Raw genomic sequence first — 15,204 nt, forward strand, 5'->3', positions numbered from 1 at the left:
CCCTCAGTGCCGGTAGCGTTCGGCCAGGGCCATGAGGGCCTGGGCGAGTTCGGTGAGGTTGGCCGAGGCCGCCTCGACCTCGCGGGTGCCGGCCGCCGTCTGCTGGCTGGCCTGGCGGATATTCTGCAGCGCCCCCATCACCTGCTCGATCCCGAGCTGCTGCTGGTTGGTCGAGGCCACGATCTGCTGGAAGGTCTGGACGTTCTCCTCGACCCGCGCCGTGATCTCCTCGATCGTCCGCTGCGTCGTGTCCGAGCGCGTCTTGCCGGCCGCCGCCCGCTTCACCGCCTCCTCGGTGAGCATCACCGAGGTGTTGATGCCCCGCTGGATCTCGCCCAGAATCCCCCGGACCTGCCCCGTGGCCGCCTTGGCCTGGTCGGCCAGAAGCTTCATCTCCGAGGCCACAACCGCGAAGCTGCGCCCGCTCTCGCCGGCCGCGGCCGCCTCGATGGCGGCGTTGAGCGCCAGCAGATGCGTGCGCTCCGAGATGTCGTTGACCGTCTCGATGATGTCGCCGATCGTCTGGGTCTTCTCCGACAGGCTGACGATGTTGCCGGCGACCGCCTCAGCCTGCTCGCGGATCGCGTCCATGGCCCTGGCGGTGTCAGAGACCGCGCGCAGGCCCTGCCGGGAGGTTTGGGCGGTGGCCTGGGCGGTGGCGATCACCTCGGTGGCGCGCTTGCCGATCTGAGCCCCGGAATGGGTGATCTCGTCCATGGTCGCGGCGGTCTCCTGGACGGCGGCGAACTGCTGCTCGACCGACGCCGCCTGCTCCTGGGCGGAGGCACGGATCTCGGCGGCCGCGGCGTTCAGGTCCGAGGTGGCGGCGCGGTTGGTCCGGGCTAGGTCGGACAGGTTGGCCACCATCGCGTTGAGGCTGCGACCCAAGCGGCCAATCTCATTGTGGCTGCCCGTTCCAAGTGTGCCGGTGAGGTCACCCTCCCCGACATGCTCGACGAAGGTCATCACGCGCACGAGCGGGCGGACGATCAGGCGGTTGATGGCGATCCCGATGGCGGCGCAGATCAGGAGCGTGAGTAACGTGCCGCTCCACAGAGCGAGGCTCTCGTTGCGCTCAGCCTGCGCGACTCGAACGGCCTGGGCCGCGCGGGTCTGTCCTTCTAGCCTGTCGATGGCGGCGAGTTTGTCGCGTAGCGTGTCGAAGAATTGCTTGCCCTTGCCTTCAGCCTCGATACGCACCGCCTCCGGTCGCGTCGTCGGATCCGCAGCCTGACGTATCGCGGTCTCGCCGATATCGGTCTGCCAAGCGCGGGCTGCTGTCACAGCATCGGCCAACAGGCGCGACCGCTCGACATCGTTGCCGATCAAGGTCCTCAGACGGGGGATTGTCTCCTCCAGGGCAGGTCGCCCCGCTCGGTACGGTTCCAGGCTGCTCTCACGGCCGGTGATCAGGTAGCCGCGCAGTCCGGTCTCTTGGTTGAGCATGGCGGTACGGAAGGCATCGAGACCCCGGACCACCTGTGTCGAGCGGTCGAGGGCGTCGGTCGCATCCTGCAGCTGGTTCCGCGTGGCCAGGACCGCCCCACTGCTGAGGACCGACACTAGCGCGATGACGCCGATGGCGCCGCCCAGCGTGCGGTTAAGGCCAAACGTGTTCGGCATGCTCGGCTCTTCCCAGTCAGATTTGCAGACGGCATCGAGCGACAGCCGCACCGATGACGGCTTCGCCAATAGCGCTCAAACCGAGCAGGAGCGAGCAACCGGCAGCACGATGAAGAGATAGCCGCGGAAGGCAAGCACGTGACGACAGGCGCGCTCCGGGCCAGTTCCCTGCAGGGCGCCCGTGAAGCCTTGGCCGGGCAGTCGCGTGAGGGTTGGTGCGGTGCGGCGGGACTGGAGACCGCAAGCGCCGGCCCATGGCCATGGATCTTAGGGCATCTCGGTAGTGTTGCTGGTTACTAGGCTTATCGCGGTGGTCGGGCGGGTGGTCTGACATGGTTCGCACACGTGAGCGCGCCGGTCGCCGTATCTTCCCGTGGGATTGAGGCCTCACACCTGCAGCGGTTCCCCTGGCTTGAGCCGCAGCCGCTTGACCACGCTTCGAGCCAAGACCCCCACAATCTCCAGTTTTGCCTTGGGCGGGACGTTCAGCGCTACGGCTTCCAACGCCTCATCAGGTGTGGTTGTCAGCACCGCATTGACCCGAACCGTCGTGCGCTTCTGCGACACGGCCACCAGGTAGGCATGGCGCTTCGGTAAGGACGGCATGGGGCTGGATTACGGATGGTGTATCGCCACGTCACTGGGGAATGAGCCCGCGCCACAGGTTTCTGCACCACACTCCTGCCGCGATCGGCGAGCGTCCTGAGGACGATGGTGGAAGGCGGCCCGCCGGATATCGAGCCGCTAGGAGTATGCTGCGTGCTGAACACCCTGCTGGCTGTGTTGGCCGTCGTTGTCGTCATGCTTGCACACGGCGTCGCCAGGCTCGTGCTGCTGCCTTTCCGTGTGGTGCGCGGCCTGTTTCGGCACAGCTCCAAGCGCGCCCGGGTGACGGCCGCCTAACCCAGCTGCGGCATGATGCTGACGGGCCTTGTTGCGTATCGGCCCGCCGCTGGTGAGATCGGATGCTCCCCCGCCCTGTGAGCAGATCGGGGCGAAGCTGGGCGGCCAATTTTAGGGGGCATGCCCATGACCGACCAGCCAGGCCCGAAGCTTTCGGATGAGGAACTCGACCAGCTGGCACGCAAGCTGTTTGCCGAGGTCCGGGGCGAACACCCCGAGGAGAAGGCGGGAAGGGCTCTTGAGACCGCCGCCGAGGTAGCCGGAGAGGTTGTCCCCATCTTGCCTGACTGGCTCCTCGACGCTGGCGACGACGATGCCGGGGACGACAGCGACGGCTGAGCCGACAGATGCTCAGCAATCGGCCGTGCGCAACTGAGCGTGGCTGTGCGCGTTCATGCGGAAGCTGCGCCGTTCGGCGCCTGAGGCTTCCGTCATGCTCCTGATCGCATCCCTTGTGGCCGGCACGTTCATGCTCGCCGGCTCATTCTCGATCATCGCCGCTTTGGCAGACTGATGGCGTCTGCTCGCCACCTCAGTTCTTGAAGATCCGGGGTTCCTCCTCAGCGAACGCCGCACGCTGCTCAGTGCACCACTGCTGCTCGCCGACCTCTTTTACCTCGGCGTAGCGCCGGGCCAACTCGTCCTTGAAGGCGGCATTCGCCTGGTCCTGGCCGAGCACCTTGGTGGCTACATCACGTGCGGTTTGAGAGATCCGTAAGGCGGTCGTACCGTCGATCGCATAGTGCTTGCCGCAGAACGTGATGATTGCGGACTGCGCGCTGGCAGCCCGGAGTAGGGCCAAGGCTTGCTCGTCCTGGCTCTGCGCGTGGACGGGCGCGACGTGCAAACCGCTGGTAAGGGCCAGGGTTATGAGGGCTCGGCAGCGCACAACCGTCTCTCCGGCGATCGCCGGCCCATCGCGGTGATCGGCGGCGGCAAGCCCCAATGTAGACGATCTGTTCCGAGCTACGCCAGGATCCCGGAGTTGGGCGGGCGCTACCCCATCGCCTGCGGGTGCCGCGATGGCGTACCGGAGAACGCGGCAGGCGTCAGCGGGCAACCGGGATGGCTACGGCGGTGCTGCAGCTTGTAGCCACCACCGGGGGTGTAGTTCCCGGCGATGTTCACTTGGCCATGGCAGGCTGGGCAGCGCCTGGAAGCCGCCCCATAGACCGTGCGTGCCTCCGTCAAGGTAACAGCCTGCCACGCCCCCTCGACCTTCACTTCGCAGGCTTGCTCTCGGTCCATCGACATGTCGCGTTCAGTACGCTGCCGCTACGTCGATCCGAGAGCGAGCAAAGAGGCTGGCGCCGATCGTGGCGCCGGCCGCCCGGACGAGGCGCGCCTCGGCGCAGGTGGAGGCCACAAGAAGGCTGAGGGGCTGAAGCCGCTCGCTCTCCGCACAGTAGGCGGCAACCCGAGCGCGCCCGTGCTCGGGCATTGTGGATAGCAGGTGGTCGCGCTCACCATCGTCAGCGCGGTAGAGGGACGAAATCAGTCCGATCGGCACCGGGTATCGCGCCACGAACGCCGCCGTTGGCCAGGGTGAAGCTGCCATGGGATCCTCGCCGCTTCGCTGCTGCGGCAAGGGTGGGCCGTCATGATTAACGATATGTTGCCGTTAATTCAGTAGGGTGAGTACCGCGTGCAACTACTTGATCCCGTTGCGTACCGAATTGCAGCGGTCTAACCGCTCGGCTGGGGCGCTGGCGCGAAGTTCATGACGCGCCTGCTCAAGGTACTCCTGACGCTCAAGCTCCGTCAGGCATACGACGGTGTGGCCCCGGCGCGCCTCGCGCTCGGTGAATTCGTCATCCCAGGCGCGATCGTTATGGTTCCTAGCGATGAACGTGCGCTTGGCGCGTGCCAGCACTTCGGCGTCGGTCGGCTCGCTCATGGGCTCGGCTCCCGTTCATCGAGAAGCCTACCGGAATAACGGCCGATTTTCCAAGGCATGTACGGCCTCGCGGACGGCGGCCTCTTTGGGCTCCTTGCCCTTGGCCAACTGCTGGTCGAGCGTACGGCGCACGATGCCCGGCGACACCACCTCCGCGTCGCGCAGCTGCCGGGCCTCATGGATCGCCTTGCGGGTCAGGCCGAGGTCCGTGACGGCAGGGATGTCCCCGGCTGGAACATCCCTTTTGCCCTGGCCGCCATGGCCCTGAACTTCGCCCCGCTCCTGCGCGGCGTCGTACTCGTCGGCCAGCCGGCGCTTGGCCTAGGCCTCGATTTCCGCGGCGTCCGCCATCGCCCGGTGGGCTGCTGCTCTGAGGTATGGTGTGGAAGCGCACCTGAGAGGAAAAGCAGCGCCACTTATGCGCAAGCCACAACCTATGGGCGGTTGTTCGCCGCGCGGCAGATGCATAGGCCGATGCTGTGGGACGGCGATGGCGTCGCGGTCTTGCAGCCCTCCCAAGGGCGTTTCCTCCCAAGACTTCGGGCCGCTCCTTCGGGGGTGGCCTTTTTCATGTTCGGGGGTGGCCTTTTTCATGTCGCCGACGTCGGAAGCATTGGTCTTCACGGCCTCAACGAGCCCGTACACCGTCGACGACGGCTGCACCTTCACCTGCTACAGCCCTGCCTCTTCCCGTCCGCGCGCCTGAGGCGTTCGCGACACCGCACGGCGTGCGGCGGGCAAGCACGTGACGACAGGCGAACGTGGACCAATCCCCTGCGTCTTGCTCGTGAAGCCTCGGCCGGGCAGTCGCGTGAGGGTCGGTGCGGCGGGGGAACTGGACACCGCAGGCGCCGGCTCACGGCCCATCATTAGCTTCAAATCGACTCCCGCCGTCGTGCCGTCACGAAGGCCGGCATCGACCGGCTCCGCTTCATTATGCTGAAGCACCAAGCCTATTTCACGCCAGGGCCCGCAGTGCCGGTTCGGTGAACAACGCCCGTAGTCGGGCCAACTCCAGCTCGGACGTCGCCGGCACCGGCGTTGGTCGCGCGAACAGGTAGCCCTGCATCTGCTCGCAGCGCAGCTCGCGCAGGATCACCAGCTGCTCGACGGTCTCGACGCCTTCGACCGTGACCTGTAGGCCGAGGTTGTGCCCGAGGTTCACGATAGCCCGCACGATCGCGAGCGTGTCCGCGTGCTGCCCGAGGCGCCGCACGAACGACTGATCGACCTTGATCTTGTCGAACCGGAACTGCTGCAGGTAGCTCAGCGACGAGTACCCGGTGCCGAAGTCGTCGAGCGCCAGGCGCACGCCCAATCCGCGTAGGTCGGTCAGCACCTGCACCGCCTTCGCGGCATCCTGGATGAACACGCTCTCGGTGATCTCGACCACCAGCCGTGCCGGGTCGAGGCCGTGCCGCGCCAGCGCCGCCGCCACGACCGCTGGGACATCGGATTGCCGGAACTGGGTCGGCGAGACGTTGACCGACACGCGCCACGGCTGCGGCCAGGCCGCGGCCGCCGCGCAGGCGGTGTCGATCACCCATTCCCCAATCCGCCCGATCAGGTCAGCCTGCTCCGCTACCGGGATGAACTCGCCCGGCGAGACGAAGCCGCGCTGCGGATGCTGCCAGCGGATCAACGCCTCGAAAGTCTCGATCTCACCGGTGCGGGCGTTGACGATCGGCTGGTAGAACAGCCGCAACTCGTCGCGGGTGATCGCGCCCCCGAGTTCGTGTTCGAGCTGGCGGACCGCCTGCAGCTGCGCGTCCATCGACGCCTCGAAAAAGCGTACCGCGCCGCGGCCCTCGTCCTTGACCCGGTACAGGGCGGTGTCGGAGGCGCGCAGGAGCGTTTCGGCCGTACTGCCGTCGGCGGGGTAGAGGGCAATGCCGGCCGAGGCGCCGATCTCAACGCGGTGATCGGCGATCCGGAACGGGCGACGCAGGCCTGCGATCAACCGCTCGGCGATCTCCGCGATCTGCTGAGGGGCGCGCGTACCAGTGAGCACCACCACGAACTCGTCGCCACCGACCCGGGCGAGGGTGTCGGTCGGGCGCAGCTCGGTCAACATGCGCTTGGCCGACTGGACCAGCAGCGCGTCGCCGGCGGCGTGACCGTGTAGGTCGTTGACCGCCTTGAACCGATCGAGGTCGATGTAGATCACCGCGACGCCGGTCCCGTCCATGGCCGCTGCATCGAGGGCCGGGCCGAGGCGCTGCTCCAACAGGTAACGGTTGGGCAAGTTGGTTAGGGCGTCGTGAAGGGCAAGATGGCGGATGCGCGCCTCGTCGCGCTTGCGGTCGGTGAGATCACGCAGGGCGACGGCGGTGGCGGGCTTGCCGCCGAACTCGATCGTGCGGCAGGACAGCTCGACCGGCACGTGCGTGCCGACGGCGGTGCGGATCGCGAACTCCTCCGGGCGCAGTTCTTCGGAGCGGCAGCGCGTGCGCCGAAGCAGCCCCGGGGCGTCGGTTTGGGCGAACAGGTCGAGCACCGGTTTGCCGATGATCTGCTCGACCGGCATCGCGAACAGTCGGGTGCCGGCTTGGTTGACCTCTAAAACTTTGCCGTCGCGATGGATGAACAACACCTCGTGCGCGAGGTTGCTCAGCAGGCGCATGCGATCGAGTTCGCGCAGCGTACGCTGCGAGAGGTGTTGCTGAAGTGCTAGGGCCACGAGGCCGGCGATCAGCACAGCGAGGCTGGCGGCGCCGACCACAAGCGCCAGCGGGGTCGAGCCGAGCACGTAGATCTCGTCCGCTTGCAACGCGATCGGTGCGACCGTGACGGCGGTCATGCCGGTAAAATGCAGGCCGCAGATCGCGAGCGCCAGCCAACCGGTGACCTCGGCACGACGGCCGGGGCTCGCCAGCATGCCGGCACGCGCCATAGCGACAGTAGAGAACGCGATGCTGACCAAGATTGAGGCGGCGACGTAGGCGGGATCAAACAGCACGAGGCTGGAGGCGCTCATCGCGCCGACGCCGAGATAGTGCATGCCGGTGATTGCCAGCCCAAGTACGGTCCCGGCGAGCGCGATCCCGAGTGGGGTGGTTGACAGGCGCCGCCATAATACCAGCGCGGCCAGGGTTCCGAGGATGGCGACGGCGATCGAGGCAGTGGTGAGTTCGAGGTCGTATGCGACGTGGGCACCAGGCTGGAAGGCCAGCATGGCGACGAAGTGCAGGGCCCAGACGCTGCCGCCGAAGATGATCGCGGCCGGTAGCAAGGCTCGCGGAAGCGGACGGCTTCCCGCGTCGGCGCGGGCCATCAAGGTGACGGTGGCGAAGCACCCGAGCGCGCAGATGATGGCCGAGAGTGCGACGAGGCGTAGGTCGTGCTGCTGCGCGATGCAGGTAAGAACGCGGATCATGTTCGACTCAACCGCTGCGAAGCATGCAACTGTAAGTTCGGATCATACCGCCCGAATAACTACCGATCGGTCAGCGTCTCTGGCGAACTCATTCGATGGTTGAGAGGTGATGAAGTGCTACGCTAAATTGTGGCCCGCTTCGTTCGGAAGCGACCTTCCAGGGAGCGCTGGACAAGAGCGCGGCCGGCCTGGATCGGGGGGAGGGTTGTTACATGGAACTTAGCTCCGACTGAGGCCAACTCGTTCGTTGCACCCAGCAAGAAGCCGTGATCACCATCGTGGGTAAGAAATCTCGTGACATCGATACCCACTGACAGCTGCGAGGCCGCCCCCACACACGCTTCGTTAACCATGTGCTCACACCCTTCCGGTGTTAGCTCGCAGGTATCTCTCGTGCACCACGCTCGCTCGATCAGCGCAGACGATTTCGCCAGCGATTGCCCAGTGCCGCTCGATCTCGTCGCACGCCTCGCCCGAGCCGAACCTGATGGACTCACCATCCTCTTGGATGGGATGCCAGAGGTGAAGAGGGCACAGCTCGCCGTCTGGCTCTACGGCCGCAGCCACACCCATGAAATTGGCGTGCGCGTGGCCGCGACGTGTGAGGGAGCGATCCTGCGTCGAGCCGCCGGGATCGTCGGCAACGTGCTCTACGACCTCTCGCGCCGCCCCTATTCTGCACCCAGCTATGGCACGCATGGCGGCGGTGGGCGGCGCCAGATCAGCCTTGGCGGACCACACAGTGCAGCTCACACGAACCTGTGACAGCTCACCCCTCTAACGCGTTGGACCGCGATGAACGCCCTCAAGGATCTGCTGACCCGCTTCGGCCGGACCATCACGGCCTATGCCGGCGATGAAGCGCTGATGCAGGCGGGGATCTCGGCTGCGGCCAACGTCATCGTGGCCGATGGCGAGGTGGCAGGTGACGAGTTCGAGACCGCACTGGTCGGTCTGCGTGCCAACCCGATCATCGAGAAGGGCTACGACCTCCTGATGCTGGAGGAGGCGCTGTACGAGGCGATAGCTCGGGCACGGACTCGCGCCGGCCGGGTGGAGAACCTACGCCGGGTCGCTGCGATCGCAGGCCGTCCGATGGAGCAGCGGCAGGACGCGTTCTTGGTGGCTGCTGATGTCGCCGATCATGAAGGTGTCAGCGAGATCGAGGACAAGGCACTGGCTGAGATTGCCGCGGCCCTCATCGTCAACAAGGCTGCGCTGATGCACACCGCGGTCGCTCGGACTACGCCAAGCCTGTCAGCATAGGTTCTCCGTCCGCGACAAGCGTCCCGATCCACGTTCATAGCGCTCGATCTTCCCGCACTCGACGGCCGGCGATACCAAGGCGCCAACCGAACGGATGTGGCAGTCGTAAATTCTCGATTAGCTATCCCGAGAGAGCAAGCGGAACGGCAAGCTTGGCCGTCTGTTCCGCCTACATGGAACACTACAGATCCACCCTCGCGACCACCGCGATTGCTGCCTTCGGGCTGCTGGTCGCCGCCCACGTTCTACATCCGGGCAACTACGAGAGGTCGGAACACAATGTCCGGGTCGTTGTCGTCGCCGATGAAACGGCGGCCGTGCCGACGATCTGGGCCGATCCTCCGCATCGACTGCACGGCAGTGAGCCTGCTGCGTTGATGGCGAATAGCGGCACACTGTTGGCACATCGCCCAACGATGCCCCTACCGCCGGGGGTGAGGACATTGCCCAGGCTGTCGAGCACCCTGGTACATCCAGCCGCCCAAAGCAGGACCGATGACGGCGATCCGATCGGTGACCTGATCCGCGATCTCGACCTCGATCAGGACAGCTGACAGCGCTACGAACGGCTTTCTCAACCGTACCTCAGGCGTAAGGCCCACCGAACAGATCGCCCATCGCCTTCCGCTGGAACAGCGTGCGCCAGCGCCGTCTCTGATGCTCCGGCCGGTCATGGATCATGTGGCAGCGCTGGCAGAACGCCGCGAGGTTGGCGTCCGCGTTGTTCGAGGTGTCGTGATCCCGATGCGCGGCGGCAAGGACAACCCTGGTCCGGCGAGCGCGACCGAGGATGTCGGTGCCCGACCTGATCCGGATCCTACGGCCCCATCCATCGCGCCAGCGGCCGGCCTCAGCGTCCCACCAGCGGCCATCGCCGAGGTGATACACCATCTGCCCGTGCGGTCGCCCGCAGCCCTCGCAGCGGCCCTGCGCCCGGCCAAAGCGGATCGCCATCGACAGCTCGCGCCAGTCGATTGGGTAGAAGAAGCGGTGCTCTGGCCGGATCGGCATGGTGGCGGCACTGTGCCACCGGGTATGAAGAAAGCGTAGCGGTAGAGCGTCAGCGCAGGTTCGCATACCTGGAGAACATCAGCACGCGCAACGGACAGCCCTAGCACTCGGAAGGCGTCGAGCTCCGGGGCTACTGCGCTTCGCTGATACCGTAGCTGCCTGCCGCCCGTGCCAGACGGACGATGCCTTCAAGGTCCAAAGCGGCCCCGTTGGAGTCCTCGCGCAATCGGAGCCGTGTGAGCTCGGCCTGCAGAGCATGCACCATCGTTTCGAGCGCCTGCCCCAGAAGGCGGATCTGCGGCCCTCGGGGCCCGAGATCCACACCTTCTGCGAACGCGCCCGCCAGCGCTTCTGTGAGGTCCCGAACCTCATCAAGAGAGATGGTGTCGTTCTGGCGCCCAACAATGCTCATTGGCGCCTCACGCGGCACGGACGGTGGCGAGGAAGCGCCCGACCTCGGCCGCGAGGTGCTCGGACTGGCGCGACAGCTCCGAGGCCGCCCCAAGCACCTGGCTCGCCGCGGCGCCGGTCTCCTCGGCGGCACTCGCGACGCCCGAAATATTGCTGGTCACCTCGCCTGTGCCCATCGCGGCTTGGCTGACATTGCGCACGATCTCCTGGGTGGCTGCGCCCTGCTGCTCGACGGCGGCGGCGATCGATGTAGCCACGCCGCTGATCTCGCGGATCCGCCCGGTGATCCCGTCGATTGATGTGACCGCCTGACCGGTGGAGGCCTGGATCCGGGAGATTTGGCCTGAGATCTCACTGGTAGCCTTTGCGGTCTGCTCTGCGAGCGCCTTTACCTCAGAGGCTACGACAGCGAAGCCCTTACCCGCCGCACCCGCTCGCGCCGCCTCAATCGTCGCGTTCAGCGCTAGCAGGTTGGTCTGGCCTGCGATGGTCGAAATCAAACCAGCCACATCGCCGATCCGCGAGACTGCGGCACTCAGTTCCTGCACCAAGGCGCCGGTTTGGTCGGCCTCGTGTACCGCACGCTGTGCCAACTCAGCCGAGCTGGCGACCTGCCGGCTAATTTCTTGGACCGACGATCCCAACTCTTCGGCGGCAGCCGCAACGGTGTTGACGTTGGAAGCCGCCTCCTCGGCGGCGGCTGCCACCGTGGTCGACTGGCTAGCCGTCTCAGTCGCAGTAGCCGTCATCGTCTGCGCGGTGGCCTGCAGCTCGGTGGCGGAGGACGACACCATCCCAATGATACTGCCGACCGCTTGCTCAAAGCCGTTGGCCATCTGGCGCATTCCCACCTTGCGCTGCTCCTCGGCAGCCAGACGCGCCTGGGCGGTCTCCGCCTCCAGCTGACGGGTGTGGATCAGGTTGTCCTTGAACACCTGTACGGCGGCTGCCATCGCGCCGATCTCGTCGCGGCGTGTCGTCTCCGACACCTCAACCGCCGCATTGCCTGATGCGAGATGCCCCATGACATCTTCGAGGCGCTTCAGCGGCTTGAGGCTTCGGCGCACGAGGAACCAGAACGCAGCACTACAGCCCGCAGCTAGCAACACGCCAATCAGAGCAGCCTCCGTCCGCATCCGACTGATGACGGCGAGGTAGTCCGCCTGCTTCACCCCGGTGTAGAGGACGCCGATCGTGCTTCCGTCAGCAGCCGTAATTGGGTCGTAGGCCGTGAAGTACGGAACCCCGAGGACCTCGGCCTTACCCCTGAAAGTACGGCCTTGCTTTAGCACAGCATCGTAGACAGGCCCGGCGACCAAGCGGGTTCCGATCGCGCGTGTCCCGTCCGGCTTGGTGACGTTGGTAGCTACGCGCGTGTCACCCAAAAAGATCGTCGCGGTTCCACCGATGATGGCCTGGACGCGATCGACGGCTGGGTCGTTCTGATTGATGCGGTGGGATCCGACCTGCAGCTGCCCGTCTACGAGGCTGAAGCGCTCGGAGCCGCCCTCGTCGACTAGGCTCTGGCGCAGTAGGCGCATGTTGCTCTCCAACACGGCGGACGCGTGCTGGGTCATGTCCGTCTCGACGTCGCGCAGGATGAGGCCAACTGTACAGATGGAGGCGAAGCTGAGCAGAGTGGTTCCGACGAGACTGAGGCGGACCGGCAGCGAAAAGCTGGGCCAGGTAGCACGGTAACGCATCCAACGGCTCTCATGGCGTGAGGCCGACCTCATCGTGACAGACCAGAGCGTCATCCCCGTACGATGAACGAGGACATTCCGGCTGTAACAAAGGATCGTGGGACGAATAAGAACGAGTGCTGGAAGCCGAACTCGCCCCAGACAATCTTAGAACGCAATTAGCTGCTGCCAGGTTAAATTCCTATTAAACCACCACTGAGTAGGTGTTCAATCGTACAAAGCATTTGATTTCAGTTTTATGCCAACCTGAAATTGCACAACTTATGTAAGGATGAGCCGAAGCTCGACTTTTCAGGCTCCGACCGCCTCAACCGCGCGTTTGAGGAGGGCATGAACCCTATCAAGCATGGGCACGCTGCAACCATGAGAAATAGGGACAGGCAACCAAAGGCACGGGAGCTGTCCAGCGCTGGCCCGGCCGTGGCACCGTGCGGTTTATTATGCGAGAAAAACACATATGTTGGATTAATTTGATGCTGAAACTCGGTTTGCCTCACAATAATAGGCGTTTTTAATCGGATCTTAGTGAGAAATTAATACGATAGTCGTTTGAACGAAATCTATCGGGAAAGATACACGATAGAGCGGCCCTATGAAGCGTGGATGCCAAGGTTGCCAAGATGCCGAACCCTTGCCGTTCACCTTCACGATGGCGTTCCATCCCATCGTAGATATCAGTCGCAGCTCGGTCTGGGGCTACGAAGCCCTGGTCAGGGGCACTGAGGGGCAGGGGGCCGGCCAAATCCTCGGGATGGTCGACGAGAGCAATCGCTACAAGTTCGATCAAGCTTGCCGTGTCAAAGCGATTGAGCTCGCCGGTACCCTGTTCCCGGACAAGGAAACCCGGCTCTCGATCAACTTCATGCCCAACGCCGTCTACGAACCGGCCGCCTGCATCCGCGCGACGCTCGACGCCGCCCGCCGCGTCGGCTTCGCGCATCGTCAGATCATGTTCGAGTTCACCGAGAACGAGCGCATGACGGACGTAGCCCACGTCCAACGGATCATCACGGAGTACCGCAAGCAGGGCTTCGTGACCGCCCTCGACGACTTCGGTGCGGGTTATGCTGGCCTGAACCTCCTGGCGAGCTTCCAGCCTGATTTCATCAAGCTCGACATGGAGCTGATCCGGGGGATCGCGACCTCGCCGGCACGACAGACCATCGTTGCAGGCGTGATCATGATGGCGCACCAGCTTGGGGTGGCGGTGATCGCCGAGGGTGTTGAGACGGAAGCCGAACTGACGGCTCTGCGGGCCGCCGGGATCCAGCTGTTTCAAGGCTACCTCTTTGCCAAACCCGCCTTGGCTACCCTGCCTGCCGTCAGCTTTCCTGCAGCCCTCGCCTCACCAACGGAGGCTGTCGGTTGCTCCGATGCGGCCTGACGATCGCAAATAGGACGATGCGGGTCTGATTTTTCGCTTTGTGCGATTGCGAGCGCTCATATCGGATGCTTCGACGGCGCCCCCCCCAACCCGCCGTCTTGACCCCATGGTAAGGCAGCCCGGCCAGACCTACGGTTCATTGAGCTGGCGGCACTCCTTGCGGGCGGCTTCCATCCGCTGGTCGAGGTAGGCCGCCAGATCCATCAATCCGACCCCCTTGGCTGATTTCTGGCTGGCGTCGATCCGCACAATCGGTAGGCTCAGCTTGCCTTCGCTGACCCGGCGCAGCAGGTGATCCTGCGACAGGCCGGGGAAGTAGTCTTCCATCACGCGATCGAGCGGGATGATGACCCGCGGGCCGTACTGCTCCCGCAAAATGGCGACCGTCGTTGGCTGCACAGGGTCGGGCGCTCGCATGCTACGGGCCTTCATGGTGTTCTCCGCGGGGTGAGGCTCTTAGCGCTTCCGCGTGATGTTCACGGCTGCAAGCCGCCCATCTGCTTCCGCCTCATGGAGGATCCGTTTCGCCCTCTCCGTAGGGCTGCCGCCCCGCTTCCGAGCCTCCTCTAGCTCGATGACAAGGCGGTCCATGATTGGGGCGTACTGCTCGCCATACTGCTCGACTAGATAAGCCGAGAAGAGCGTTGCCTCCTCGATCTCAGCGAGGGTCGGCTCACGATCTGAGGGTCGCCAGCGTGGCCGTGATACCGCGTCCTGATGCCTCGGCATGTTGGCCTCCTAATTGGACTGGAGCTCCTGATGTAGCTGCTCCTCAGCCCCGACGCCGCTCGTGCCGCCACAATGCAACGGCGACCCGTCGAGCCTCGTAGGATCGCCGAAGCGGCGTTCCGAGGTCGCCTTGACCTTCAGGGGCGTAGGCGTAGATCAGAACGCCATCCGGTCCGAAATTCCGGCGCATCTCGGCTCTCCAGAGACTGTCCGCTGCTGCCAGCGCGCTTTCCGTGATGGCGAGGCGGCTGAGGTCCGGCGAGATGGAGGGCTGGGCGCTCATGCCCCTCAACGCGCCGATCTTGCGGGAGGTTCGCGAGACCATCTCGACAACCTTAGGGGCGCATGCCTACCTGTGCAGTATGCGTTACGCCCTCGCCCTCTTGGCCTTCGGCTTTCCTGGGATCGCATTCGGACAAGGCCGCGCTTCAACCAATGACGACATCACGCGGGCGCTGGGGGGCAACAGTTGGTATCCGCCTTCAGTCCGCTCAAAGTCACCAGCCGATCCAGCGAATAAGGGTGGTCCAAGCCCGCAGGCGCAACCGTCCTCGAATATCAATCGCCCCGACCAAGGAGGCGCTATTCAACAGGCTAGATCCGCTGTTCGGGAATACGCCGCGTCTCATGGGGAAACGCCTGAGCAGTTCGGTCGCCGCATAAACACGCCTCCAGATAAGATTGAGGGCTTTGCTTATGCTGCCATCAAAACTGGCAGCGACCCGTACAGCGCAATAAAGTCCTTGGAAGAATTTTCAAAAGCGCTCGAAAACCCGCTGAAGCGTAAGCTCGTTCAGTGCCTTGGGGTGAAACTTACCGACGACCCACGACTGGAAGGACCGCCCCCTTCAGCTACAGAGTGCGCCGCCGTTAAAAGACAGCTTAACCTGCCGGAATGACC

General features: G+C 64.7%; 16 protein-coding genes. 7 read left to right on the forward strand and 9 right to left on the reverse strand.

Annotation, left to right across the window (positions count from 1 at the left end; translation table 11 throughout):
• Positions 1-3 precede the first annotated feature (3 nt).
• Together WYO_RS26255 and WYO_RS30275 are read right to left on the reverse strand one after the other, a co-directional pair.
• Positions 4-1,623, reverse strand: a complete 1,620-nt coding sequence (locus WYO_RS26255; protein ID WP_007568435.1) for a methyl-accepting chemotaxis protein — start codon at positions 1,621-1,623, stop codon at positions 4-6.
• A 387-nt stretch (positions 1,624-2,010) separates the two neighbouring features.
• Positions 2,011-2,229 (reverse strand): hypothetical protein, encoded by a 219-nt coding sequence (locus tag WYO_RS30275; protein WP_007568437.1) that lies wholly within the window; start codon positions 2,227-2,229, stop codon positions 2,011-2,013.
• Between the two features lie 153 nt (positions 2,230-2,382).
• On the opposite strand from WYO_RS30275, the gene WYO_RS31815 reads away from it, so the two are divergent.
• Positions 2,383-2,526, forward strand: coding sequence for a hypothetical protein (locus tag WYO_RS31815; RefSeq protein WP_007568439.1), 144 nt, complete (start codon positions 2,383-2,385; stop codon positions 2,524-2,526).
• 126 nt (positions 2,527-2,652) lie between these two features.
• Entirely contained in the window at positions 2,653-2,865 is a 213-nt protein-coding gene (locus WYO_RS26260) for a hypothetical protein (RefSeq protein ID WP_007568441.1), read from the forward strand.
• Positions 2,866-3,058: 193 nt separating this feature from the next.
• On the opposite strand, the gene WYO_RS26265 is transcribed toward WYO_RS26260, so the two are convergent.
• From WYO_RS26265 to WYO_RS26280, 3 genes are all read right to left on the reverse strand, one after another.
• The gene (locus tag WYO_RS26265) at positions 3,059-3,472 is read right to left on the reverse strand and encodes a hypothetical protein (RefSeq protein WP_244424309.1); all 414 of its coding nucleotides are present in this window, start codon (positions 3,470-3,472) and stop codon (positions 3,059-3,061) included.
• Positions 3,473-4,177: 705 nt separating this feature from the next.
• Positions 4,178-4,423: a hypothetical protein gene (locus tag WYO_RS26275; protein WP_007568447.1), complete on the reverse strand. Its 246-nt coding sequence runs from the start codon at positions 4,421-4,423 to the stop codon at positions 4,178-4,180.
• Between the two features lie 958 nt (positions 4,424-5,381).
• On the reverse strand, positions 5,382-7,799 hold the full coding sequence (locus WYO_RS26280) for an EAL domain-containing protein (protein ID WP_007568451.1): 2,418 nt from the start codon (positions 7,797-7,799) through the stop codon (positions 5,382-5,384).
• A 444-nt stretch (positions 7,800-8,243) separates the two neighbouring features.
• Here WYO_RS26280 and WYO_RS30285 point away from each other — a divergent pair, with 444 nt between their 5' ends.
• The 3 genes from WYO_RS30285 to WYO_RS26290 all read left to right on the forward strand — a co-directional run bounded on the left by WYO_RS30285 (position 8,244) and on the right by WYO_RS26290 (position 9,619).
• A complete protein-coding gene (locus tag WYO_RS30285; protein WP_244424311.1) occupies positions 8,244-8,564 on the forward strand; it encodes a hypothetical protein in 321 nt (106 codons plus the stop codon).
• A gap of 30 nt (positions 8,565-8,594) precedes the next feature.
• Entirely contained in the window at positions 8,595-9,065 is a 471-nt protein-coding gene (locus WYO_RS26285) for a tellurite resistance TerB family protein (protein WP_007568455.1), read from the forward strand.
• 173 nt (positions 9,066-9,238) lie between these two features.
• Entirely contained in the window at positions 9,239-9,619 is a 381-nt protein-coding gene (locus tag WYO_RS26290) for a hypothetical protein (RefSeq protein WP_039904333.1), read from the forward strand.
• Between the two features lie 31 nt (positions 9,620-9,650).
• Here WYO_RS26290 and WYO_RS26295 read toward each other — a convergent pair whose 3' ends face one another.
• The 3 genes from WYO_RS26295 to WYO_RS26305 all read right to left on the reverse strand — a co-directional run bounded on the left by WYO_RS26295 (position 9,651) and on the right by WYO_RS26305 (position 12,190).
• Positions 9,651-10,076 carry a hypothetical protein gene (locus tag WYO_RS26295; protein ID WP_007568457.1) on the reverse strand — a complete coding sequence of 142 codons (426 nt, stop codon included), beginning with the start codon at positions 10,074-10,076 and terminating at the stop codon, positions 9,651-9,653.
• 130 nt (positions 10,077-10,206) lie between these two features.
• The gene (locus tag WYO_RS26300; protein WP_007568459.1) at positions 10,207-10,488 is read right to left on the reverse strand and encodes a hypothetical protein; all 282 of its coding nucleotides are present in this window, start codon (positions 10,486-10,488) and stop codon (positions 10,207-10,209) included.
• A 7-nt stretch (positions 10,489-10,495) separates the two neighbouring features.
• Positions 10,496-12,190 carry a methyl-accepting chemotaxis protein gene (locus WYO_RS26305; protein WP_007568461.1) on the reverse strand — a complete coding sequence of 565 codons (1,695 nt, stop codon included), beginning with the start codon at positions 12,188-12,190 and terminating at the stop codon, positions 10,496-10,498.
• 592 nt (positions 12,191-12,782) lie between these two features.
• Between WYO_RS26305 and WYO_RS26310 the strand changes: the two genes are divergently transcribed.
• Positions 12,783-13,574, forward strand: a complete 792-nt coding sequence (locus WYO_RS26310; RefSeq protein WP_007568463.1) for an EAL domain-containing protein — start codon at positions 12,783-12,785, stop codon at positions 13,572-13,574.
• A 129-nt stretch (positions 13,575-13,703) separates the two neighbouring features.
• Here the strand turns inward: WYO_RS26310 and WYO_RS26315 are convergent, their stop codons facing one another.
• Entirely contained in the window at positions 13,704-14,006 is a 303-nt protein-coding gene (locus WYO_RS26315) for a pyocin activator PrtN family protein (protein ID WP_007568465.1), read from the reverse strand.
• Between the two features lie 578 nt (positions 14,007-14,584).
• On the opposite strand from WYO_RS26315, the gene WYO_RS31210 reads away from it, so the two are divergent.
• Complete coding sequence (locus WYO_RS31210; protein ID WP_128755098.1) at positions 14,585-15,202, forward strand: hypothetical protein; 618 nt, start codon at positions 14,585-14,587, stop codon at positions 15,200-15,202.
• The last annotated feature ends 2 nt before the right edge of the window (positions 15,203-15,204 follow it).

The organism is Methylobacterium sp. GXF4 (assembly GCF_000272495.1).
Taxonomy (GTDB): domain Bacteria; phylum Pseudomonadota; class Alphaproteobacteria; order Rhizobiales; family Beijerinckiaceae; genus Methylobacterium; species Methylobacterium brachiatum.